The organism is Sphingomonas sp. P3_C5 (assembly GCF_056402635.1).
Genome location: NZ_JBFUHA010000001.1, coordinates 204,505 through 226,477, shown reverse-complemented (window position 1 = coordinate 226,477; position 21,973 = coordinate 204,505). Strand labels below are relative to the sequence as shown.

Annotated in this window: 19 protein-coding genes; 10 read left to right on the top strand and 9 right to left on the bottom strand. The window is 64.8% G+C overall.

What is annotated here, in order from left to right; genetic code table 11:
* Window positions 1-5: 5 nt before the first annotated feature.
* A complete protein-coding gene (locus tag AC1DVS_RS01025; protein WP_478019461.1) occupies window positions 6-1,211 on the bottom strand; it encodes an LL-diaminopimelate aminotransferase in 1,206 nt (401 codons plus the stop codon).
* A 206-nt stretch (window positions 1,212-1,417) separates the two neighbouring features.
* Between AC1DVS_RS01025 and AC1DVS_RS01020 the strand changes: the two genes are divergently transcribed.
* The 3 genes from AC1DVS_RS01020 to clpS all read left to right on the top strand — a co-directional run bounded on the left by AC1DVS_RS01020 (window position 1,418) and on the right by clpS (window position 4,718).
* The gene (locus AC1DVS_RS01020) at window positions 1,418-3,091 is read left to right on the top strand and encodes a PHA/PHB synthase family protein (RefSeq protein ID WP_478021199.1); all 1,674 of its coding nucleotides are present in this window, start codon (window positions 1,418-1,420) and stop codon (window positions 3,089-3,091) included.
* Window positions 3,092-3,214: 123 nt separating this feature from the next.
* Window positions 3,215-4,060 (top strand): phasin family protein, encoded by an 846-nt coding sequence (locus tag AC1DVS_RS01015; RefSeq protein WP_478019460.1) that lies wholly within the window; start codon window positions 3,215-3,217, stop codon window positions 4,058-4,060.
* Window positions 4,061-4,382: 322 nt separating this feature from the next.
* Entirely contained in the window at window positions 4,383-4,718 is a 336-nt protein-coding gene (gene clpS / locus AC1DVS_RS01010) for an ATP-dependent Clp protease adapter ClpS (protein ID WP_343891223.1), read from the top strand.
* Between the two features lie 14 nt (window positions 4,719-4,732).
* On the opposite strand, the gene AC1DVS_RS01005 is transcribed toward clpS, so the two are convergent.
* Complete coding sequence (locus tag AC1DVS_RS01005) at window positions 4,733-5,431, bottom strand: Crp/Fnr family transcriptional regulator (RefSeq protein ID WP_478019458.1); 699 nt, start codon at window positions 5,429-5,431, stop codon at window positions 4,733-4,735.
* A gap of 184 nt (window positions 5,432-5,615) precedes the next feature.
* Here AC1DVS_RS01005 and murA point away from each other — a divergent pair, with 184 nt between their 5' ends.
* From murA to AC1DVS_RS00990, 3 genes are read left to right on the top strand one after another with little or no spacing between them, the layout of a single operon-like run.
* Window positions 5,616-6,899 (top strand): UDP-N-acetylglucosamine 1-carboxyvinyltransferase, encoded by a 1,284-nt coding sequence (gene murA, locus AC1DVS_RS01000; protein WP_478019456.1) that lies wholly within the window; start codon window positions 5,616-5,618, stop codon window positions 6,897-6,899.
* A gap of 4 nt (window positions 6,900-6,903) precedes the next feature.
* Window positions 6,904-7,374 (top strand): DUF2269 family protein, encoded by a 471-nt coding sequence (locus AC1DVS_RS00995; RefSeq protein ID WP_478019454.1) that lies wholly within the window; start codon window positions 6,904-6,906, stop codon window positions 7,372-7,374.
* Window positions 7,368-8,483: a saccharopine dehydrogenase family protein gene (locus AC1DVS_RS00990; protein ID WP_478019452.1), complete on the top strand. Its 1,116-nt coding sequence runs from the start codon at window positions 7,368-7,370 to the stop codon at window positions 8,481-8,483. The genes AC1DVS_RS00995 and AC1DVS_RS00990 overlap by 7 nt, the downstream gene beginning before the upstream one ends.
* Before the next feature lie 44 nt (window positions 8,484-8,527).
* Here AC1DVS_RS00990 and AC1DVS_RS00985 read toward each other — a convergent pair whose 3' ends face one another.
* A complete protein-coding gene (locus AC1DVS_RS00985) occupies window positions 8,528-9,301 on the bottom strand; it encodes a hypothetical protein (RefSeq protein WP_478019450.1) in 774 nt (257 codons plus the stop codon).
* A gap of 137 nt (window positions 9,302-9,438) precedes the next feature.
* Window positions 9,439-10,281: a LytTR family DNA-binding domain-containing protein gene (locus AC1DVS_RS00980; protein WP_478019448.1), complete on the bottom strand. Its 843-nt coding sequence runs from the start codon at window positions 10,279-10,281 to the stop codon at window positions 9,439-9,441.
* A gap of 144 nt (window positions 10,282-10,425) precedes the next feature.
* Between AC1DVS_RS00980 and AC1DVS_RS00975 the strand changes: the two genes are divergently transcribed.
* Window positions 10,426-11,418, top strand: coding sequence for an alpha/beta hydrolase family protein (locus AC1DVS_RS00975; protein ID WP_478019446.1), 993 nt, complete (start codon window positions 10,426-10,428; stop codon window positions 11,416-11,418).
* On the opposite strand, the gene AC1DVS_RS00970 is transcribed toward AC1DVS_RS00975, so the two are convergent.
* The 5 genes from AC1DVS_RS00970 to lgt all read right to left on the bottom strand — a co-directional run bounded on the left by AC1DVS_RS00970 (window position 11,411) and on the right by lgt (window position 16,824).
* A complete protein-coding gene (locus AC1DVS_RS00970) occupies window positions 11,411-12,739 on the bottom strand; it encodes a cystathionine gamma-synthase family protein (RefSeq protein WP_478019445.1) in 1,329 nt (442 codons plus the stop codon). The genes AC1DVS_RS00975 and AC1DVS_RS00970 overlap by 8 nt on opposite strands.
* 630 nt (window positions 12,740-13,369) lie before the next feature.
* Window positions 13,370-14,140, bottom strand: coding sequence for a peptidoglycan editing factor PgeF (pgeF, locus tag AC1DVS_RS00965; protein ID WP_478019443.1), 771 nt, complete (start codon window positions 14,138-14,140; stop codon window positions 13,370-13,372).
* The gene (locus AC1DVS_RS00960) at window positions 14,137-14,646 is read right to left on the bottom strand and encodes an N-acetyltransferase family protein (protein WP_478019441.1); all 510 of its coding nucleotides are present in this window, start codon (window positions 14,644-14,646) and stop codon (window positions 14,137-14,139) included. The genes pgeF and AC1DVS_RS00960 overlap by 4 nt, the downstream gene beginning before the upstream one ends.
* Window positions 14,643-15,713 carry a class I SAM-dependent methyltransferase gene (locus AC1DVS_RS00955; RefSeq protein ID WP_478019440.1) on the bottom strand — a complete coding sequence of 357 codons (1,071 nt, stop codon included), beginning with the start codon at window positions 15,711-15,713 and terminating at the stop codon, window positions 14,643-14,645. Before AC1DVS_RS00955 ends, AC1DVS_RS00960 begins: the two co-directional genes overlap by 4 nt.
* A 229-nt stretch (window positions 15,714-15,942) precedes the next feature.
* A complete protein-coding gene (lgt, locus tag AC1DVS_RS00950; RefSeq protein ID WP_478019439.1) occupies window positions 15,943-16,824 on the bottom strand; it encodes a prolipoprotein diacylglyceryl transferase in 882 nt (293 codons plus the stop codon).
* A 64-nt stretch (window positions 16,825-16,888) separates the two neighbouring features.
* Between lgt and AC1DVS_RS00945 the strand changes: the two genes are divergently transcribed.
* From AC1DVS_RS00945 to hemH, 3 genes are all read left to right on the top strand, one after another.
* Window positions 16,889-18,586 (top strand): class I adenylate-forming enzyme family protein, encoded by a 1,698-nt coding sequence (locus AC1DVS_RS00945; RefSeq protein ID WP_478019437.1) that lies wholly within the window; start codon window positions 16,889-16,891, stop codon window positions 18,584-18,586.
* Window positions 18,587-18,715: 129 nt separating this feature from the next.
* On the top strand, window positions 18,716-20,968 hold the full coding sequence (locus AC1DVS_RS00940) for a xanthine dehydrogenase family protein molybdopterin-binding subunit (protein WP_478021197.1): 2,253 nt from the start codon (window positions 18,716-18,718) through the stop codon (window positions 20,966-20,968).
* On the top strand, window positions 20,965-21,972 hold the full coding sequence (hemH, locus tag AC1DVS_RS00935) for a ferrochelatase (RefSeq protein WP_478019435.1): 1,008 nt from the start codon (window positions 20,965-20,967) through the stop codon (window positions 21,970-21,972). The genes AC1DVS_RS00940 and hemH overlap by 4 nt, the downstream gene beginning before the upstream one ends.
* Window position 21,973: the final 1 nt, after the last annotated feature.

The following is a 21,973-nucleotide window of genomic DNA, read 5'->3' as shown; positions in this document are numbered from 1 at the left end:
CCGGCCTAGCCAGTGCGCGCCGGGGTGTTGACGCCCATGCTCAGCAGATAGCGCTTCACGTTCCGCGCCGCCTGACGCAGCCTCTGCTCGTTCTCGACCATGGCGATGCGGACAAAGCCCTCACCATTCTCGCCGTACCCGACCCCCGGCGCGACCGCGACCTTGGCATGGGTCAGCAATTGCTTCGAGAATTCGAGGCTGCCGAGATGCGCGAGCGCAGGCGGAAGCGGTGCCCAGGCGAACATCGAAGCGCGCGGTGCCGGGATGTCCCAGCCAGCGCGGCCGAAGCTCTCGATCAGCACGTCACGGCGGCGCTGATAGAGCTGGCGATTCTGCTCGACAATGTCCTGCGGCCCGTTGATCGCAGCGACCGCGGCCGCCTGGATCGGGGTGAAGGCACCATAATCGAGATAGGACTTCACCCGGGTCAGCGCCGAGATGAGCTGCGGATTGCCGACCGCGAAGCCGATCCGCCAGCMGGCCATCGAATAGGTCTTGGAGAGCGAGGTGAACTCGACCGCGACATCCTTCGCACCCGGCACCTGAAGGATCGAAGGCGTCGGGCACCCGTCATAATAAAGCTCGGAATAGGCCAGGTCGGACAGCACCCAGAGCTTGTGCTCCTTCGCGAACGCCACGACCCGCTCATAGAAAGCGAGGTCGACCACCTCGGCGGTGGGGTTCGAGGGATAGCCCATCACCAGCACCGATGGACGCGGCACGGTAAAGGCCATCGCGCGCTCGAGCGCTTCCCAATAATGCTCGTCGGGCGTGGTCGGCACGCTGCGGATCGTCGCGCCGGCGATGATGAAGCCGAAGGTGTGGATCGGATAGCTCGGGTTCGGCGCCAGCACGACATCGCCGGGCGCGGTGATCGCCTGCGCCAGATTGGCCAGCCCTTCCTTCGAACCAAGGGTGACGACCACCTCTGTATCGGGGTCGAGATCGACGCCGAAGCGGCGCTTGTAATAGCCTGCCTGGGCCTTGCGCAGCCCGGGGATTCCCTTCGAGGCCGAATAGCCATGCGCGTCCGGTTTGCGCGCGACCTCGCACAATTTGTCGATCACATGTGGCGGCGGCGGCAGATCGGGATTGCCCATGCCGAGATCGATGATGTCCTCGCCGGTCGCGCGCGCCTCTGCCCGCATCGCATTGACTTCAGCGATGACATAGGGCGGCAGGCGGCGGATACGGTAGAAATCATCAGTCACGGTGAACTTCCTCATGGTCGCAAAGGCGACATCGAACGTCTATACCAGACGGGACCGACGCATGCGAAACCAAAAGTCGCCTGCGCCAAAGGAGATTATGCGATGCTCGGCGCAGTGGCGATGATGACCGGAGATACGCAGTGAGCGAAACCACGGCCACAGCCGCGCTTCCCAGCCTCGAAGAACTCCAGCACTGGACCTGGGTGATGGGCCGCGCGCAGCAGATGATGCTCGAAAGCGGCCTGTCCGCCGCGACCGCGGCTGGCCAGCAGGACCTCGGCCTGCCGGTGATCCCCGGCATCAACGATCCCGCGACGATCAAGCGCGCCGAAGCCTTTTGGACTGACAGCCTAGATCTCTGGCAGCGCTTTCTCGACCCGTCCAAAGCGGCACCGGCCGATGACAAGCACGCCCGCGACAAGCGCTTCGCCGCCCCGCAATGGCGCGACAATCCCCTGTTCGACTGGATTCGCCAGAGCTATTTCCTGATCTCGGACCATATGCTTGAGGGCATCGATGCGATGCCGGGCGTCGACGAGCGACAGAAAGAGCAGCTTCGCTTCGCCGCCAAGGGTTTTCTCGACGCGATGAGCCCGAGCAACTTCCCGGCGACCAACCCGCAGGTGCTCGAAAAAACGATCGAGACCGGCGGTGAGAATCTGCTGAAGGGCCTGCAGCACATGCTGGCCGACATCGCCAAGGGGCAACTCACCCACACCGATCCGGACGCCTTCGAACTTGGCCGCAACCTCGCCACGACTCCGGGCAAGGTGGTGAAGCGCACCCCGCTCTACGAGCTGATCCAGTACAGCCCGACCACCGACAAGGTCCTCGCCGTCCCGCTGGTGATCTTCCCGCCCTGGATCAACCGCTTCTACATCCTCGATCTGACGCCCGAGAAGAGCTTCATCCGCTGGGCGGTCGATCAGGGCATCACCGTCTTCATGGTCTCGTGGAAATCGGCGGACGCGAGCATGAAGGATGTGGTCTGGGACGACTATGTCGAGGCGCAGATCGATGCGATCGACACGATCCGCGAAGGGCTGAAGGTCGAATCGGTCCATGCCATCGGCTATTGCGTGGCGGGCACGACGCTCGCGGCGACACTGGCGGTGCTCGATGCGCGCGAACAGGCCGAGAAGGTGAAGAGCGCGACTTTCTTCACCGCCCAAATCGATTTCGCGCGCGCCGGCGAGCTGCTCAACTTCATCGACGACGAACAGCTGACGATGATCCGGAATCTGTCGCCCGAGGGTTTTCTCGACGGCCGCTATCTCGCGCTGACATTCAACCTGCTCCGCGGGCGCGATCTGATCTGGAACTATGTCACCAACAATTACCTGCTAGGCGCGGACTATACGCCATTCGATCTGCTTCACTGGAATGGCGACACGACCAATCTGCCGGCGAAATGGCATCTGAGCTATCTGACCGATCTCTATCGCGACAATCTGCTGGTGAAGCCGGGTGCGCTTGCGGTTCATGACACGCCGATCGATCTGAGGCGCGTCAGGACGCCGTCCTACGTCCAGGCCGGCCGCGAGGACCATATCGCGCCCGCCGAAAGCGTGTGGCGAATCACTGAACATTTCGCCGGGCCAGTGAAGTTCCTGCTCGCCGGCTCCGGGCATATCGCTGGCGTGGTCAACCCGCCCGCGGCCGGCAAATACCAATATTGGCTCAACCCTGAGCCGGTGAAGACGCTGGCGGAATTCGTCGCCGGCGCGATCGAGATCAAGGGAAGCTGGTGGCCGGACTGGATCGGCTGGCTGCGCGAGCAGGACCCGTCCACCGTTCCCGCCAAGGGTGCGCGCAAGCCGGGCAAGGGCAGCCTGAAGGCGATCGAAGACGCGCCCGGAACCTATGTAAGGGCGCGCTAAACAACTGCCAAAAAAAGCTTAAACTGCAGCCATTACGGTTATGTTGCAGTGCAACAAATCTCTTGCGAAATGTGCAGCACTTAGCTATATTGCAGTGCAGCAAGCATTCAGCAGGAGGCCGATATGGCCATCAAGGGGCGTAAGCCCAGTACGACAGCGAAGGCAGCGGCGTCGCCGAAGCCTGCCGCCAAGCCGCCCGTGAAAGCGCCGGCCAAGGCAGCGGCTGCCGCCAAGCCTGTGACGAAGCCGCCGGTCCCGGCAGCAGCGGCCAAGGCCGCGGTTGCCGCTCCGGCGAAGCCAGCGCCCGAAGCGATCAAGCCAGTCGAGATCGCGCCGGTCGCGCCGAAAGTCGAGCTGCCCGCGCCTGCTCCGGTTACGCCGGAACCGGTGATCGAAATGGCAGCCGAGCCCGCAGGGAGCCCAGAACCCGTTGTTCCGGAGCTCTCCATTCCAGAGCCCGTACTCGTCGTCGAAACACCCCCTCCCGTCGCCCCCGCGACGGTCGCCACCATCCAGAAGGAAGTGACTATCATGGAAGCCAATCTGAAGAACGCCGCTGAAAAGGCCCAGACCTATTTCGCTGAAGCCAATGAGCGCGCCAAGGCCGCTGTCGAGAAGGGCACCAAGCTTTTCGAGGAAGCCAATGAGTTCTCGAAGGGCAATATCGAAGCCATCGTCGAATCCGGCAAGATCGCTGCCAAGGGCATCGAGACGCTCGGCCAGGACGCTGCCGATTACAGCCGCAAGCAGTTCGAAGGCGCGACCGCCGCGCTGAAGAGCCTGTCGGCCGTCAAGTCGCCGACCGACTTCTTCAAGCTGCACAGCGACTATATGCGCTCGGCGTTCGACTCGGTCGTCGCGCAGACGTCGAAGAACACCGAAGCGATGCTGAAGCTCGCAGGCGAGGTCGCCCAGCCGATCTCGAACCGCGTTGCGGTTGCCGTCGAGAAGGTGAAGATCGCAGCGTAAATCACGCTGACGATCGAAAAAACGGAAGGGCGGTCCCGCGGGGCCGCCCTTTTCGTTTTGTGCAGAAAGACGGCGCCACCCTGCGCCGCCATTCCAACGATGCTGCGCATCGCCGGAACCTTGAGCGGCTCCGCCCGCTCCCTCACCCGGCCTCCCATTCAGGATATTCTGTGGGAGGCCGGGTGAGGGAGCGGGCTGGTGCCGCGTCAGCGAAGCTGAAATAGACACGAAACAGGGTTGATGGGCTTTCACCCCCTTGCCCTTGGCCCCGCGAGTGCCATATTTTCGACCTCACATGATCAATGATCTCACCACGACGGCAATGGCCGAGCGCCGCGATGGCGATGGCGGCGATGACGAAGGCACTGGCCTCGGCATCGCGACCCGCACCCGCACCCGGACCAAGCAGCCGACGCCGTATCGGGTGCTGCTGCTCAACGACGATTATACGCCGATGGAATTCGTCGTGCTGGTGCTCCAGCGCTTCTTCAAGATGGATATGGAAGCGGCGACTCGAGTGATGCTCCACGTCCACCAGAAGGGCGTCGGGGTGTGCGGCGTGTTCAGCTACGAGGTCGCGGAGACCAAGGTTGCGCAGGTGATCGAGTTCGCCCGGCAGAACCAGCACCCGCTGCAATGTACGCTGGAAAAGGCCTGATCGCTTAGGGGGATTTATCGCCCCGCGGGCAGCCAGCTGAGATCCAGCCCCGCATGGCGATCGACGAACTTGGCCGCCCGCGCCAGCGCACGCTCATCGGTTAGCGTCACGCGCCCACCCGCGCGCGCGATAACCCCCTCTTCCTCCAATTGGCGCAGCATGCGGTTGACATGGACCGCGGTGAGGCCGGTCGCGTCGCCAATCTCCTCCTGAGTCAGCCCGAGCGCGAAACTGTTGCCCAGCCCTTTGTCGAGCATCCGCAGCCGGCTGCACATCTCGAGCAGGATCGCCGCGACGCGGGCCTTGGCCGAGGTGCGGCCTAGCGCGGCAAGCCGGTCAGTCAAAGTGGCGCGCTCGATCTGGTTATGGACCAGGATCAGCCCCGCAAGCCTCGGATGGCCGCTGATCAACCGACTCATCGCTGATCGCTCGAACGGTGAGACGACCGCGTCGGTCAGCGCGGTGATCGTCTCGGGCGCCTCGCGATAGACGAGAGCTGAGACTGCGATCATGTCGCCGGGGAACAGGAAGCGCAGGATCTGGCGGCTGCCGTCGTCGAGCAGGACCGAGCTCATCATCATGCCCTTGCGCAGGATGAACAGCTCTGCGCCGACGTCGTTTTCGCGCTGCAGCGTCGCGCCGCGCCGCAAATTGCGCTCGCGCTCCTCCAGCTTTTCGAGGGCAGCATGTTCGGCGGGGGTCAACGCGACCATGGCGCCTAATTTTTCGGCGAAACAGCTGCCCGACACTCGATCGCCCCCTAAACCCGGGACAGCCAGAGCATCGCAGGAGAATCAGTGCATTAAAGTCGATCAAGCATTGTTACAGCGATGTTGCCGGCGCTCGGAGGATGGACGCGGCGCTTGCGTGGCGACGCGCAGGCGATAGAAGCCGCCAATGGACCGTATCCTCATCCGCGGCGGCAAACGCCTGTCGGGCAAATTGCCCATCTCCGGCGCGAAGAACGCCGCCCTCACCCTGATGCCCTGCGCATTGCTTACCGAGGAGCCGGTGACGCTGCGCAATCTGCCGCGGCTCGCCGATGTCGACAGCTTCGGCCATCTGCTCAACCAGCTCGGGTGCTCGACTCAGATCGAAGGCGCGCGACCTGAGGATTTCGGCCGAGTAATGACGATTCGCGCCGGCAAGCTGACCGCGACCGAGGCGCCCTACGATATCGTTCGGAAGATGCGCGCGTCGATCCTGGTGCTCGGTCCGCTGGTCGGTCGCGCGGGCGAGGCGACTGTGTCGCTGCCGGGCGGCTGCGCGATCGGCAACCGGCCGATCGACCTGCATCTGAAGGCAATGGAGGCGCTGGGCGCCGAGATCGAGCTGTCGGCGGGTTATGTGAAGGCGACGGCGCCCGGCGGCAGGCTGCCCGGCGGACGCGTGACCTTTCCGATCGTCTCGGTTGGAGCGACCGAGAATGCGGTGATGGCGGCGGTTACCGCGAAGGGCGGCTCGATCATCGAGAACGCGGCGCGCGAGCCCGAGATCGTCGATCTGTGCAATTGCCTCGTCGCGATGGGCGCCTCGATTTCGGGGATCGGCACCGAGACGCTCGAGATCGAGGGCCGCGATCGGCTCCACGGCGCCACTTACCGGGTAATGCCTGACCGGATCGAGGCCGGCAGCTATGCCTGCGCCGCMGCGATCACCGGCGGTGCGCTCGAGCTGGTCGGTGTGAAGATGGACGATATGCGGGCGACGGCTGCGGCGCTGATCGAGGCCGGCGTCACCATCGAGGAGCGCGGCGACAATCTCTATGTCGAGGCAAAGAACGGCCTGGGGCCGCTGACGCTCTCGACTGCCCCATTCCCGGGCTTTGCGACCGACATGCAGGCGCAGTTCATGGCGATGCTGACGCTTGCCGATGGTGCCAGCGTGCTGACCGAGACGATCTTCGAAAACCGCTACATGCACGTGCCCGAGCTGGCGCGGATGGGCGCTGACATCCAGGTCCGCGGCCGCACCGCCGTCGTGCGCGGCGTCGACAAGCTGGTCGGCGCGCCAGTGATGGCAACTGACCTGCGAGCCTCGATGAGCCTGATCCTCGCCGGTCTGGCCGCTGAGGGCGAGACCCAGGTTCAGCGCGTCTATCATCTCGATCGTGGCTATGAGCGGCTCGAGGAGAAGCTGAGCGCGGTCGGCGCCGATATAGAACGGGTCAGCGACGGCTGAGCCGGTGGATTCCTATCTCCTCGTCAAGACACTCCACATCATCAGTGCGACGATCCTGTTCGGTACAGGCGCCGGCATCGCCAATTTCTTTCTCTTTGCCAATCTGAGCCTCGATGTCGCCGCGCGGCGATTCGCCGCCGCGATGACGGTGCGCGCCGATTTCATGTTCACGCTGCCGGCGGTGATCATCCAACCCCTGAGCGGGTTCTGGCTGGTGTGGAAGGCGGGCTTTGCCTGGAACGATGCCTGGCTGGTCTGGACCTACGCGCTTTATGCGCTGGCGGGGATATGCTGGGTGCCGGTCGTGCTGATCCAGATCCGGATGAAGCAGATGCTGGAGCGCGAGGCGACCGGCGAAGCGATCGATCAGACCGCGTATCGCCGGCTTTTCCGGCTCTGGTTCGCGCTCGGCTGGCCGGCCTTTGGCGGCCTGATCGCTGTCTTCTTCCTGATGGTGTTCAAGCCGTCATGGTGATGCGCGTCCTGGTCATTGGCGGTTACGGCAATTTCGGCAGCTATATCGCCAAGGCCCTGGCCGACGATGTGGCGATCCAGCTGCTGATCGGCGGCCGGTCGGAGTCAAAGGCGAGGTCCTTCGCCACTGAACTGGCCGCGACTCATCCGGCCGAGGCGCATGCCATCGATATCGACGGCGATATCCCTGCGGCACTCGCCCGAATCAGACCGGACATCGTCATCCACACGACCGGCCCGTTCCAGACCCAGGATTACCGCGTCGCGCGTGCCTGTGTCGGGCAGGGATGCCATTATGTCGATCTTGCCGACGCGCGCGATTTCGTGGCTTCGATCGGCACGCTGGATGATGCGGCGCGCGAGCAGGACGTGCTGGTCGTCAGCGGTGCCAGCTCGGTGCCATGCCTCACGGCCGCGGTCATCGACGACTATCTGCCGGGCTTCGCTGAGCTCGACAGCGTCGACTATGGGATCAGCGCCGCCCAGCAGACCAATCGCGGGCTGGCGACGACCTCAGCCGTGCTCAGCTATGTCGGCAAGCCCTTCACCGCGCTCCGCGATGGCATGATGCGCACTATCTACGGTTGGCAGGATCTGCACGCTGAACATTATCCCCAGCTCGGCACCCGCCTGTTCGGTGACTGTGACATTCCGGACCTGACGCTGTTTCCGGCGCGCTATCCCGGCTTGCGGAGCCAGCGCTTTTCGGCCGGGCATGAGCTGGCGGTTTTGCATATCGGGACCTGGTTGCTGAGCTGGCTCGTCCGCTTCGGCCTGGTCCGGTCGCTGGCGGATCATGCCGAGCCGTTGCTGCGGCTTGCGTTGCTGTTCGACCGATTGGGGTCGAGCCGGAGCGGCTTCCATATGTATCTGTCGGGGACCGGCCATGATGGCGCTCCGCGACAGGAGCGCTTCTTCCTGATCGCCCGCTCGGGGCACGGTCCTTATATTCCCTGCATGCCGGCGATCCTGCTCGCCAGGAAACTGGCGCGGGGCGAGCTGACCCGGCGCGGCGCCACGCCGTGCCTCGATCTGATCACGCTCGCCGACTATCTCGCTGCTCTGGAGGGGTTGGACATCTCGGTAGTGCGGGACGTCGTCACGGGCTGATCGAGCCGCGCCACCCGGTGCGCAGTGTCGGGGGCTCTACCCGTTCAGGGGGCGATCTTGATCGCTTTGGAGCTGTCGACCATCTCCGCGAACACCATCTTGGTCGGCGTTGCCTTGATCAGCATCGCCTTGATGTTGGCGTCGGTTGCCGGCGTGCCATATCGCGCCTGCCACGCCCGGCCCGCGACGGCGACGAGCTCATTGGCGCCCTTGTCGGTATAGAGCCACGCCCGTTCGGCCGCGATGATTTCGCGGAAATGCTCGTTCTTCGGTCCCCAGAATTGCGCGTCTCCCGGATAGGGCGCTCGCCCCTCGGCCCTTTGATAGGCGCGGCCGATCATGGCGCTCCGCTCCGCGGGCGACGCATTGAGCTTGGTGCTTTCCTTCACCACGATCGATGCGAACCAGGCCTTGCTCGCCTTGACCTGAGCGTCCCAGCTCGCCTGCTCCACCGCGGTGGACGGGCGCCCATAGACCTCCAGATAGGCGTTATCGATCGCCTCGGCGCGCAGCGCCGCGCCGGCCGGCTTGGCGATCAGCATCTTCAGGAATTTGGCGGTGTCGAGAAAGGTAATGCCCTGCGACACCTGTGCCGACATGCCATATTCGGGGGTCACCATCATTTTGATCCATTCGTACGGCTCGGATGGCTTCGGGTCGCGGCCGAGCACGAGGACGCTGCCCGCGGCGAAGGCGGCATTCATTTTATCGATGTTGTCCATCGCCTTGAGGCGGTTGTCGACGAGCTGCGCGGAGGCGCCGGCCGGCACCAGAGCGAGCATCGCCGCAGCGCATGCCATTCGAACAAAGATCGTCATCGCGTTTCCCCCGGGGTCGAAGCCTGCCTTGCGACCTTGTTCCTGTACGGCGCACCCTAGGCCCTGGACGCGGTCGCGCAAAGAATAAGTCCGACCTGGCCCCAATCCGAATCGCCAGATCGCATCGAGCGCCTCCCCTATGATCTCGCCGCGCTGGAGGGGCGGGACGTTGTCACGGGCTGATCGAGCCAGCCGAGGCCGCGCAACATCGTGACGGTGCGGCGCGCGACCGGCACGTCCATGCCGTTGACGAGACGCAGCCGCATGGTGCGCGGCGGGCCATCGATCCGAAGAACCGCCGACCGCGCGACCCACCAGGACCGGTGGACGCGACAGCCTTCGATTGCCGCGACATCCTCGACTGCGCGCGCCATCGGCATCAGCAGCAGGTCGGAGCCGAGCGCCGTGTGCACGCGGACATAATGATCCTCCATCGCCATGCAGATAATGTCAGTGCCGAGCCGGGGCGGAAGCAACGCGAACAGACCGGACGCGTCATCGGGCTCGCCGCCAGCTGTGTGATCGGGCGTTCGGTGCGGCGTTCGTGCCGGCGACAACAGGCCAGTCCAGAAGGCATAGCCGAGGGTTACCGGGCCGGCGAGCACCAGGACCTGCATGAACCAGTCGAGCTGGCTCAGCGACAGCTGGGCGAGATTCGGCCAGAAATAGAGCGCCAGCGCGCTGGTCGCGAGCGCTTGGGGCAGGCTGGCGGCCATGACCAGAAAGGCAGTGGCGATCCAGAGCGGGATCCCGCTCCGCGCCGCCAGCAGGCGCGCCAGCACGAAGGCGGAGCCATAAAAGGCAACGCCAAGCCACATCGACAAAACCCAATAGGCGATGCGGGTGAGAACGCTGCCGTTGAGATAGCTGCCAAAGGGCCCGACAATACCCAGGAAAACGCCGACAATCGTGGCGGCGACAATTGCCCACGCCACCCTCGCGGCCGAGCCATTGCGTGCTGCCCTGTGCTGCGCCTCCATCGCTTCGCTCTAGCGGCGGGCGCGGCCGGCGGCAAACCCGCCCGACCATCCACGAACCCGCTCGCCCATCGGCGAAGTCGCGCTCGCCAAGGTATGAAACGGGTCGCATCCGAAAGGGCATCCAGCACCCTTTTGGAGGATTCCATGCCCTGGTTTTTTCGTACGCTCCCGATCGTTGCCTGTCTGTTCGCGGTGGCCATTTCGCCGTCGCAAGCGGTTGCCGCTGAGCCCTCTTCTCCGTCCGTCGGCTTTCAGCATCTTCAGGAGGCGGACGGTACCGATATCGGTATCTGGTATCCCACGACCGCTCCGGCTTCGTCCCGGCCGATCGACCTCTACACCCAGGACGTCGCGGCCGATGCTCCGATCACAGGCAAGAGGCTGCCGCTGATAGTGATCTCGCACGGCAATGGCGGAAGCTATGCCGGCCATTATGATACCGCGCTGGCACTCGCCCATGCCGGCTTTGTGGTCGCCGCGCTGACGCATCCCGGCGACAATTGGCACGACCAGACCCATGCGACCGATGTCGTGGCCCGCCCGAAGCAGTTGAGCCAGCTGGTGAGTTATATGCTCAGTACATGGTCTGGCCGCGCTGCGCTCGATGCCAGTCGTGTCGGTGCCTTCGGCTTTTCGGCGGGCGGGTTCACCGTGCTGGCGGCCGCCGGCGCAAGGCCTGATCTCGGCCGGGTCGCACCCCATTGCGCCGCGCATCCCAGCTTCTTCGACTGCTCCCTGATCGCCACCCACCCGATCCCGGCGCCGATGGCTGCGACCGACTGGCCCGCCGATCATCGTCTCAAGGCCATCGCGGTCGCCGCTCCGGCTTTGGGGTTTGCCTTTGACCGCGCCGGGCTTGCCGGTGTGACCATCCCGGTCCAGCTCTGGCGCGCCACGGACGACCAGATCCTGCCGCACCCCTTTTACGCTGAGGCGGTGGCGACCGCGCTGCCGTCGCCACCCGATTATCATCTTGTGCCGAACGCCGGCCATTTCGACTTTCTGGCGCCGTGCAGCCCGGCGATGAAGGAACGCCTCGCCTATCTGTGCCAGAGCGCCCCCGGTTTCGACCGCACCGCTTTCCACGCCGAATTCGACGCGGCGGTGGTGGCCTTTTTCCGCAAGACGCTCAGATAGCGGCCAGCGCCTGATCGAAGTCGGCGATCAGATCGTCGGCATCCTCCACCCCGATCGAGATGCGCACCAGATTGTCAGTGATGCCGAGCGCCTGTTTGCGAGCATCGGGCACTGACAAATGGGTCATCGCGGCGGGGTGGCTGGCGAGCGTCTCGGTGCCGCCGAGGCTGACCGCGAGCTTGGCGATCTTGAGGGCGTCGAGGAAGGCGAAGGCTTCTTTCTCGCCGCCCTTGATGATCAGCGAGAAGGTCGATCCGGCGCCGGTGCAGTGGCGGCGATAGATATCGGCCTGGCGCTCCATGCCGGGCGTATCCTCAAGAAAGCCGAGATAGCCGACCCGCTCGACCTTCGGGTGCGTGCGCAGATAGTTGCAGACCTTCACCGCATTCTCCCCGGCCCGGCTCATGCGAAGTTCGAGCGTCTCGAGGCTTCGCAGCAGCATCCAGGCGGTATGGGGATCGCAGATGGTGCCGATCGTGTTGCGCATCAGCCGGATCGTGTTGATGTGCTCCTTGGAGCCGAGCACGCCGCCAGCGACGAGATCGCTATGGCCGCCGGCATATTTGGTCAGGCTATAGACGACGATATCGGCACCATGTTTCAGCGGCTGGAGCCAGAGTGGGCCGAGGAAGGTGTTGTCGATCGCGATCGGCGGTTTATCGGCTGCGTTCTTGAAGATCTCGTCCCGGCTGGCGGCGACTGCCTGGATGTCGACCAGCGCGTTGGTCGGGTTGGCCGGGCTTTCGAGATAGATCAGCGCAACACGGCCGGTCGCTGCCTTGGAGAGGACGGCATCGATCTCTTCACGGGTCGCGCCCGCCGGGAAATCGAGCCAGTGAACGCCGAAGCGCCCGAGGATGCGCGCGATCAGCGTCTCGGTCGCAGCGTAGAGCGGGCCGGAATGGACGATCGTGTCGCCCGGCTTGACCATCGACAGGAACAGGGTGGCGATCGCCGACATGCCCGACGAGAAGGCAAGCGCGTCCTCGGCCTCTTCCCAGATGCCCAGGCGATCCTCGAGGATTTCCTGGTTGGGGCCGTTGAAGCGCGAATAGACAAGGCCTTCGGCGCCGCCGGGGCGTTTGCCGGTGACGCCCTCGAAATGGCGCTTGCCCGCTGCTGCGTTGGGGAAGACGAAGGTCGAGGTGAGGAAGATCGGCGGCTTGAGCGACCCTTCGGACAACATTGGATCATAGCCATGGCCCATCATCAGGGTTGAGGCTTTGAGCTTGCGGTCGCCGATCGTCTCGACCGAAGGCTTGGGCTTGGTGCGGGCGGCGATGCCGGTGAGATCGGCTTCGGTTTCGTTCTTGATCGCCATGGGGAGTCCTGCGTGTGAGAGGTGATTGAGTCAGTCCTAACGCGAGATAGTCACATTTGATACCTCTTGCGGCAACAAAAGGCGGATCGCGAATGCCTCCGCACCGTAACCGACCGCGACCGCGCTCGTTCCTTCCGGGCTGGAGCGCTGGGCCTGCCTTTCGCAGTGACAAGATGAGGTTCGGTGATGCGCTGGAACCTGACCCGAAGCGCCGATTCGAACCTCGCGCGGCGGCCGGTATAATGGCCGTCCGCCCCCTGTTCCTGTTATTCGCAATTAACAGGGAGAATTTTATTTTTTGGCCCGATTTTGCCCCGTTTGTTGGATTTTTTCGGCAAATTTAATGCGCTTATTCAAGGCCTTGAAAGGCGCTCTCCCTGTTATTGAATAACAGGGAGGCGTGTTGGAGATAACAGGGAGAGGTGTTGGAAATAACAGGGAGAGCCGTACCCGGGTACAGGGAAGGAACAGGGACAAGCGGAACACCGAGGTTTCGAGCGTCATGTCAAAGAGCCGAGCCGGAGTTTTTTACGCTCCGTCCGGTTTGCACATTGCTACGATTCGAACTGCGGTTGAATCAGTTGATACGGGGTGGCGTAGCCAGCCGCTTCACCCAGATCGGCCCTCAATTCAAAGTCCGATGATCGAAATCTGACGGCCATAGCTCGGCTCGCCCCTCAGCGTGGCGCGGCGATAACTGAAGAAGCGGTCCGCGTCCGCGCAGGTATCGAGGCCGAGTGCTTCGATCCGCCCTATCCCGGCCGAGGCGAGGCGGTGAACGACATAGGCTTCGAGATCGAACTGGCGGTGGCCGGGCTTGCCGGGGGCGAAGAAGCGTTCATTGGCGGGATCGTCGGCTTCGAAGCGGCGGGCGAAACCGTCATCCACTTCATAGCTCGCCCGCGCGATGCATGGCCCGATGGCGGCGGCGATCCGCTCGCGCCTTGCCCCGAGCTTTTCCATCGCGTCGATCGCCGCGTCGGTCACGCCGCCGATGGCGCCCTTCCAACCGGCATGCGCCGCGCCGACCACGCCGGCCTCGCGGTCCGCGAACAGCACCGGCGCGCAATCCGCGGTCAGGATGCCGAGCGCGATTCCTGGCCGATCAGTGACCAGCGCGTCGCCCGGCGGGCGATCGTCGAACCCGGTCAGAGCGCGCACGACATCGGCTGAATGGATCTGGTAGAGCGTGACGAGCCGCGCACCCGGCAGCACTGCCTCGGTCGCGCGCCGCCGGTTTTCCGCCACTTTGTCGGCGTCGTCATCAGAGCCGATGCCGACATTCAGCCCGGCATGGTCGCCGGTCGAAACGCCGCCGCGCCGCCCGAGAAAGCCATGCGCTACGCCCGCGAGCGAACGGGCGCGGATGACTTCGACGTCAGCTGCTTCGCTTGTGCTCACAACACCAGCCGCATGATCCGGTCGTCGTCGATCGTCTCGCCGACGCGGAAGGCGTAGCGCCCGATCTCGCTGAAGCCGTAGCGCTCATAGAAGCGCTGCGCGCGGTGGTTGTCGACATAGACGCTGAGGATGATCTCTTTCGCGCCGTGGCTGCGCGCATGGCCAAGCGACCATTCCATCAATTCCTGGGCGACACCCTGGCCCTGCCACGGACCGAGCACATAGAATTGATAGAGCTCGATGGCATCGGGCCGCCATTCGCCGGGGAAGGTGACCGGGCCCATCTTGACGAAGCCGATGATCTCGCCGTCGTCGAGCGCGAGCCGGACGGCGAAATCCGGATCGGACAGTTGTGAGGGCAGGCCGTTCGCGCCGAACGCCTCGTCTAGAAAGGCAGCGAGGTCCGACTGGCTATAAAGCGTGCCGAAGGTCTCGGTGAAGGAGCGCCGCGCCATCGCGGCAAGCGCCGGGCCGTCGATCGTGCGGGCATCGCGATAGGTGATCATGCGAAGCCTGCCGGGCTCGGCCATGCCGTTGATGTGACAGCGAGCGCCTTGAACAGAGTGCCCATCGCGCCGGTCAGCCGCTCGCGATCGGCGGCGATGCCAGCGGCGCGATCGGGCGCGGCGGCCGCAAGCGCTGCCGCCCGCGCGTCGATACCGAGCGCGGTCAGCAAGGCGCCCTGATTGATAACGGCCGAGGCATTGGCCCCTTCAGCCAGCGCTGCGGCGGCGAGGGTTGCGAAATCGACATGCGCGGTCAGGTCCTGCTCTCCCGGATTCTCGAACGGATTGGCGAAGGCGTGCGCGCGGACTGCCTGAAGCGTGTCGCCGATCGCCGGGCCTTCATAGCCATAGTCGATCGCGAGTACAGCACCCCCCTGTACCGCGATCGCCTGGGCGAGCGCGCGCATGACGGCGACGCTGGCGGGCGAGGTCTCGATGATCGATCCCGGCGCTGCATCGCGCAGGGCGGGTGGAATGACGGTGTCAGGCACCTGCTTGCCGGCGATCGGCAGGAACAGCACGTCCTGGCAGGCGACCAGCCGTTCGTGCCATGCCGTTTCCGCACGGACGAGCTGGCGGATCGGCAGGGCGTCGAAGAATTCATTGGCGATGACGATCAGTGGACGGTCTTTGGGGAGCGTCGCGACCTCGTCATGCCAGGTCGCTTCCGGCACGCGTTCGGCCTGGGCGGCGCGGAGAGTCGGGCTCGTCTCGACGAAATGGACTGGCGGCGTGAGGCCTGCCTTCGCCATGGCGCGGAGCGCATCGGCGGCAAGCGTGCCGCGCCCCGGGCCAAGCTCGACCCAGGCGATGTCGGGCCGTCCGGCCCGGTCCCAGAGATCGGCGCACCACAGGCCGATCAACTCGCCGAACATCTGGCTGATTTCGGGTGCCGTGGTGAAATCGCCGCCCGCGCCGAGTGGATCGCGGGTCGCGTAATAATGCGCGTTAGCGGCGGCCATGAACTGGGCGATCGAGATCGGTCCCGCGAGCGTGATGGCGCGTGCGAGGCGATCGGCGAGAGAGGGCTCAATCCCCCCCGCGCCTGAGCTAGGTGATTCATACATCTAGCTGCGCCTTTTTCTCCCTCTCCCCTTGTGGGAGAGGGAAGGGGCCCATCGCTTTAGCGATGGGAAGGGTGAGGGGGACTCCCGTTGGTCTAGCGCTGCCGAACCTCACTCCCCCTCATCCTTCCGTCGCTTCGCTCCTCCCTCCTTCTCCCACAGGGGGAGAAGGAAAGAAGGCTTTCGAATTCGATACATGCATGCCCTAGCGCGCCTGCGCGAGGGGAAGAGGTCACGCTACGCTCTCGCTCCCGGCGATCGGCTCGACCCGTTCGCGGCGCTTTGCCGACGTCGCGATCAGATAAATGCCGCCGATGATCATCGGCAGGGTCAGCACCTGGCCCATATGGATGGTGGTCGCGAAGAAGGTCCCGGCGAACTGCGAATCGGGCTCGCGGAAGAACTCAACGGTGAAGCGCGCCAGACCGTAAAAGAGCAGGAACAGGCCGACCAGCTTGCCCGGATCGTAGCGCGCCTTGGTCTTCCAGAAGGCGAACCACAGGATGGCGAACAGGACGATGCCCTCGAGCCCGGCCTCGTAAAGCTGGCTCGGATGGCGCGCGATATCCTCGCCGGTGCGCGGAAAGACGATTGCCCAGGGCAGGTCGGATTGCTTGCCCCACAGCTCGCCGTTCACGAAATTGGCGAGCCGGCCGAAGAACAGGCCGAACGGCACACAACAGGCGAGATAGTCATGAATCCGGAGCCAGTTGAGCTTGTGCTGGCGCGCGAACAGGATGAGGCCGAGCGAGGTGCCGATCATCCCGCCATGGAAGGACATGCCGCCATCCCACAGCTTCAGGATCTGCAGCGGATTGGCGAACATGCTCGGCGCGTAGAAGATCGCATAGCCGAGACGTCCGCCGAGGATGATGCCAAGCGTCGCGTAGAAGACGAGGTCGTCCGCATGGCGGCGCGCCATCGGGCTTCCCGGGGTCGCGATCAGCTTGAGCAGATACCACCAGCCGACCAGGATCCCGGAAATATAGGCGATCGAATACCATTTGATGGCGAATTCATGCCCGAACAGGGGGATTTTCACGAGTTCGGCGTGGAGATGAAGGTCCTCGAACCGGATATGGTTCTGGGCGTCGGCAAGGGCGGTCAGGATCAAGGCTTTTCCCCAAGGGTTCGGACCTCCATAAAGAGCCCCAACGACAAGACCAAGGGGAGACGCGATGCGCACCGAACTTGACCGGCGGATGGACGAGGGGCTGGCCATGTTCACTGGCGAGGGCGGGCCTTTGCCGCTCGGCACGATCACGCTGAACGGCGTCGAACTGCCGCTGATCACCACCGTCCCGCCGGCGCTGCCGGCCTATTTCGCGCATTATGCCGCCGAGCATAAGGACAAGACCTTCCTCGTTGCGGGCGAAGAGCGGCTGACCTTTGCCGAGGTCTATGCCGAGGCGGAGAAGGTGGCGCGCAGCCTGGTCGGCGAAGGGCTGGTGAAGGGCGAGCGGGTCGGCATCGCGATGCGCAATTCACCCTCCTGGATCGCGCTTTATATGGGGATCCTGATGGCCGGCGGGATCGCCTGCCTGCTCAATGGCTGGTGGCAATCGGAGGAGCTGGCTGAGGCGATCAACGATGTCGGCTGTACGCTCGTGTTCGCCGATCCCTCGCGCACCAAGCGGCTTGGTGCGATCGAGGGACTGACGATTCCCGTGTTCGAGATCGACGATCTCCTGCCGCTCGCCAAGGCGATGGCCTCAGTGACGCATAGCTGGCCACGGGTCCCGCTGCCTGTGCTGACCGGCGACGATTCAGCGACGATCTTGTTCACCTCGGGCTCGACCGGCCAGTCCAAGGGCGCGCTCAGCGATCACCGCGCCGTGCTGCAGGGGGTGTTCAATTATCTGACCCAGGCGCTGGTGATGCTCGGCATCGCCACGGCCGACGGCAAAGCGCTCGAGGGACAGCCGGCGACTTTGCTCAACGTGCCGCTGTTCCATGTCACCGCCGAGGTCCCGGTTTTCCTGCAGAGCTTTGCGATGGGCCGCAAGCTCGTGCTGATGCAAAAATGGGATGCCGAAGAGGCGATGCGGCTGATCGAGGCCGAGGCGATCAGCTATTTCGTCGGTGTGCCGTTGATGAGCTTCGAGATCCTCACGCACCCCAATCGCGCGAAATATAATCTCTCGACTGTTACCGATTTTGCGGCCGGCGGCGCGCCGCGCCCGGTCGAGCATGTCCGGCGGATCAAGGAGGAGATGGGCGGCGCGCCGTTGCTCGGATACGGGTTGACCGAAACCAATGGCGTCGGCTGCGGCAACTGGCGCGACAATTATCTCGCCAAGCCCAATTCGACCGGCCGCGCATCGGCGCCTCTGGTCGATCTCGCCATCCTCGACGGCAATGGCCGCCCGGTCACGCAAGGGGCGCGGGGCGAGATCGCGATCAGGTCGGTGTGCAATTTCAAGGAATATTGGAACCGGCCCGAAGCGACCGCCGCCGCCTTCACTGCCGACCGCTATTTCCTGACCGGCGATATCGGCTATCTCGACGAGGACGGGTATCTGTTCATCGTCGATCGCAAGAAGGACATCATCATCCGCGGCGGCGAGAATATCTCGTGCCAGGAGGTCGAGGCGGCGATCTACGAGAATCCGGCGGTCGCCGAGGTCGCCGTGTTCGGGCTGCCCGATGAGCGGCTCGGCGAGGTGCCGGGCGCAGTGGTGAAATATCGGCCCGGCGCCGCGCTTACCTCCGAACAGCTTTGCGCTTTTCTTTATGCGCATATCGCCGCGTTCAAGGTGCCGCAGCGGATCTGGACCTCCGAAGACCCATTGCCGCGGCTGGGGACGGAGAAGATCGACAAGGTGAGCCTGCGTGCGAAATACCGTGCGATCGCGGAGGCCGAGGCGGCGGGGTAGGACGCCTCCCAAGGCCATCGATATGCGGCTCGCGACTTTTTCCTCTCCTGTGGGAGAGGAAAAGCAGATCAGGCCGAGCGATTGTCCGAGCCCCTTCCACCGCTCGCCACCGCACGATACAGCAGCCCGATGGCGGCGCGGGACATGCTCGGAAATATCGACCGGCGGCGGCTGCTGATCGGCGGCGGCGTTGGCGTCGGGTTGCTGGTCGCATGGGGCATCTGGCCGCGCCATTATGCGCCGAACCTGACAGCGGCGAAGGGCGAGACGATCTATGGCGCCTGGCTCAAGATCGGGGCCGATGGCCATGTGACGGTCGCAGTGCCGCAAGCCGAACATGGCCAGGGCGTCTATACGACATTGCCGCAGATCGTCGCCGACGAGCTTGGCGCCGACTGGCGCACGGTGGCGGTGGAGCCGGCGCCGCTCAACCCGCTTTATGCCAATCCGATGGCGGCCGATGTGCTGTTCGAGGGGGTGTTCGATGCACTGCCGGAGGCGCTTCGATCGAGCCACGCCTCGCGAACCGCGCTCGAGCTGACCGGCGGCTCCACCTCAGTCCGCGCGTTCGAGAATGATCTTCGCCAGGCCGGCGCGGCGGCGCGGGTGCTCCTGTGCAAGGCGGCGGCGGCGCGGTGGAAGGTCGATTGGCGCGCGTGCGGCACCGCCGGCGGGTTCGTCGTCCATGGCGGCGACAAGCTCCGCTTCGGTGAGCTCGCCGCCGAGGCGGTCGGGGGATCGCTACCCAATCCGCTGCCACTGCGCGGCGGCGATGCGAATCGGCTCTATGGCCAGTCGCTGCCCCGGCTCGATGTGCCGTCAAAGGTCGATGGCTCGGCCAATTTTGCCGGCGATGTCCGCCTGCCTGACATGGTGTTCGCCGCAATCCGCCAGGGGCCGGTCGGCGATTCGCGGCTGATCGCCGCCGATCGCGCTGCAGCCGATCGGGTGCGAGGGCTCTTGTCGGTGGTCATCAATGATCGCTGGGCTGCTGCGATCGGCAATAACTGGTGGGCGGCGAACCAGGGCCTGACCGCGCTCAATCCGACCTTCGAGACCAAGGGGGCGATCATCAGCTCGTCGAGCATCGACGCTGCGCTGACCGCCGCGCTCGACGGGCCGGGCGAACGTATGGCGCGCGAGGGCGATCTGGCGGCGGCGTTCAAGGGCGCGCGGCTGGTCACCGCCGAATATCGCGCCGGGCTCGGCGTCCATGCCGCGATCGAGACGATGACGGCGACCGCGGATTTCAGGGACGGTCAGCTCGAAATGTGGCTGCCGACCCAGGCGCCCGGGCTTGCCCGGTCAGCCGCGGCGGCTGCGATCGGCATCAGCGAGAGCAGGGTGATCATCCACCCAATGCTGATCGGTGGATCGTTCGGCGCCAATCTCGAACATCAGGCGGCGGAACAGGCGGCGATCCTCGCGCAATCGCTCAAGCGGCCGGTCCAGCTCGTCTGGTCGCGGAGCGAGGATATGCTCCATGATCGCTATCGTCCGCCGGCCGCGGCGCGGATGTCGGCGCGGCTCGGGCCGAACGGGCAGATATTGGGCTGGCTTGCCAAGATCGCTGCGCCGAGGACCGGGCACGAACTCGCGGGGCGGCTGATGGCCGGCGACAAGACGGTTGGTGCCGCGCTGGCGCTGCCTGGGATGGGGCCGGGGATAGGTGATCGTTACGCAGTCGCGGGCGCCAAGCCCTTCTACCACATGCCGACTTATGCGATTGATCATCATCCCGCCGATATCGGGGTGCCGACCGGGCATTGGCGCTCGGGCGCGCACAGCTACACCGCCTTTTTCACTGAGTGTTTCCTCGACGAGCTCGCGCATGTCGCCGGGACCGAGCCGTTGTCGTTCCGGATCGGCATGCTTGGCGGCGATGCGCGGCTTGCGCGCTGCCTGTCGACCGCTGCCTCGCTCGGCGGTTGGGAAGGCGGCGTGCAGGGCAGTGCCCAGGGCATCGCTTGCCACAAGTTTCGCGGCAGCAATATCGCGGTGCTGGCCGAAGCGCATATCGGCGACGATCAGAGCGCGGTGGTCGACCGGATCGTCGCGGCGGTCGATTGCGGGCGCCAGATCAATCCCGATGTGGTGCGCCAGCAGATCGAGGGCGGGCTGATCTTCGGCATGGCAGCGGCGCTGGGCGGCTCGACCAGCTTCACCGAGAATCTGGCTGACGCGCGTACGCTCGGCGATCTCGATCTGCCAAGGCTGTCCGATACCCCGGATATCACCGTGGAGTTGATCCGCAGCGAGGCGGATCCCGGCGGCGTTGGCGAGCTCGGCGTGCCGGCGATCGGCCCGGCGATCGCCAACGCGCTCCAGGCCTCGACCGGTTACCGGATCCGCAACCTGCCGCTGTTGCACGGGGACGAATGACCCCGCCCGAAGACCATCCCGCCATTCCGGCGCGCAAGCTCGGGGTGCTGCTGATCAATCTCGGCACCCCCGACGCACCGGATGCGCCCGCGGTGAAGCGGTATCTCGCCGAATTCCTGTCGGACCGGCGGGTTGTGGAGATCCCGCAGATCGTCTGGCAGCCGATCCTGCGTGGCATCATCCTCACCACGCGGCCGAAGAAATCCGCGCATGCGTATCAACAGGTCTGGCGTGAAGATGGTTCGCCGCTTGCGGCGATCACGCGGTTGCAGGCCGAGGCGCTGAAAGACGCGTTCGGGCCCGGCGTGCTGATTGATTGGGCAATGCGCTACGGCAATCCCTCGATCGCGGCGCGGCTGGCGGCCATGAAGGCGGCCGGGTGCGACCGCATCCTGCTCGCGCCGCTTTATCCGCAATATTGCGGCGCGACGACGGCGACCGCAAACGACAAGGCGTTCGAGGTGCTTGCAGGGATGCGCTGGCAGCCGGCGATCCGGACCTTGCCGCCCTATCATGATGACGCGGCCTATATCGGCGCGCTGAAGGCTTCGGTCGAAGCATCGCTCGCGGCGCTCGATTTCGAGCCTGAGGCGATTGTCGCCAGCTTTCACGGCATGCCGCAACGAACGCTCGAGCTCGGTGATCCCTATCATTGCCAATGCCGCAAGACTGCGCGGCTGTTGTCCGAGGCGATGGGCCGCGAGTTACTGGTCGCCTTCCAGTCGCGCTTCGGGCGCGCGAAATGGCTTGAGCCGGCCACGGACAAGGTCCTGGAAGCGCTGCCCGGCAAGGGCGTGAAGCGGGTCGCGATCGTCGCGCCGGGCTTTTCGGCGGACTGCCTCGAAACGCTCGAAGAGCTGGCGATTCGCGGCCGGGAGAGCTTTGTCGCGGCGGGCGGCACGCAGTTCGCCTATCTGCCCTGCCTCAACGACAGCGCGCCTGGCGTCGATATGTTGCGATTATTGATCGCGCGAGAGCTTGAAGGCTGGAACGTCACCCCCTAGC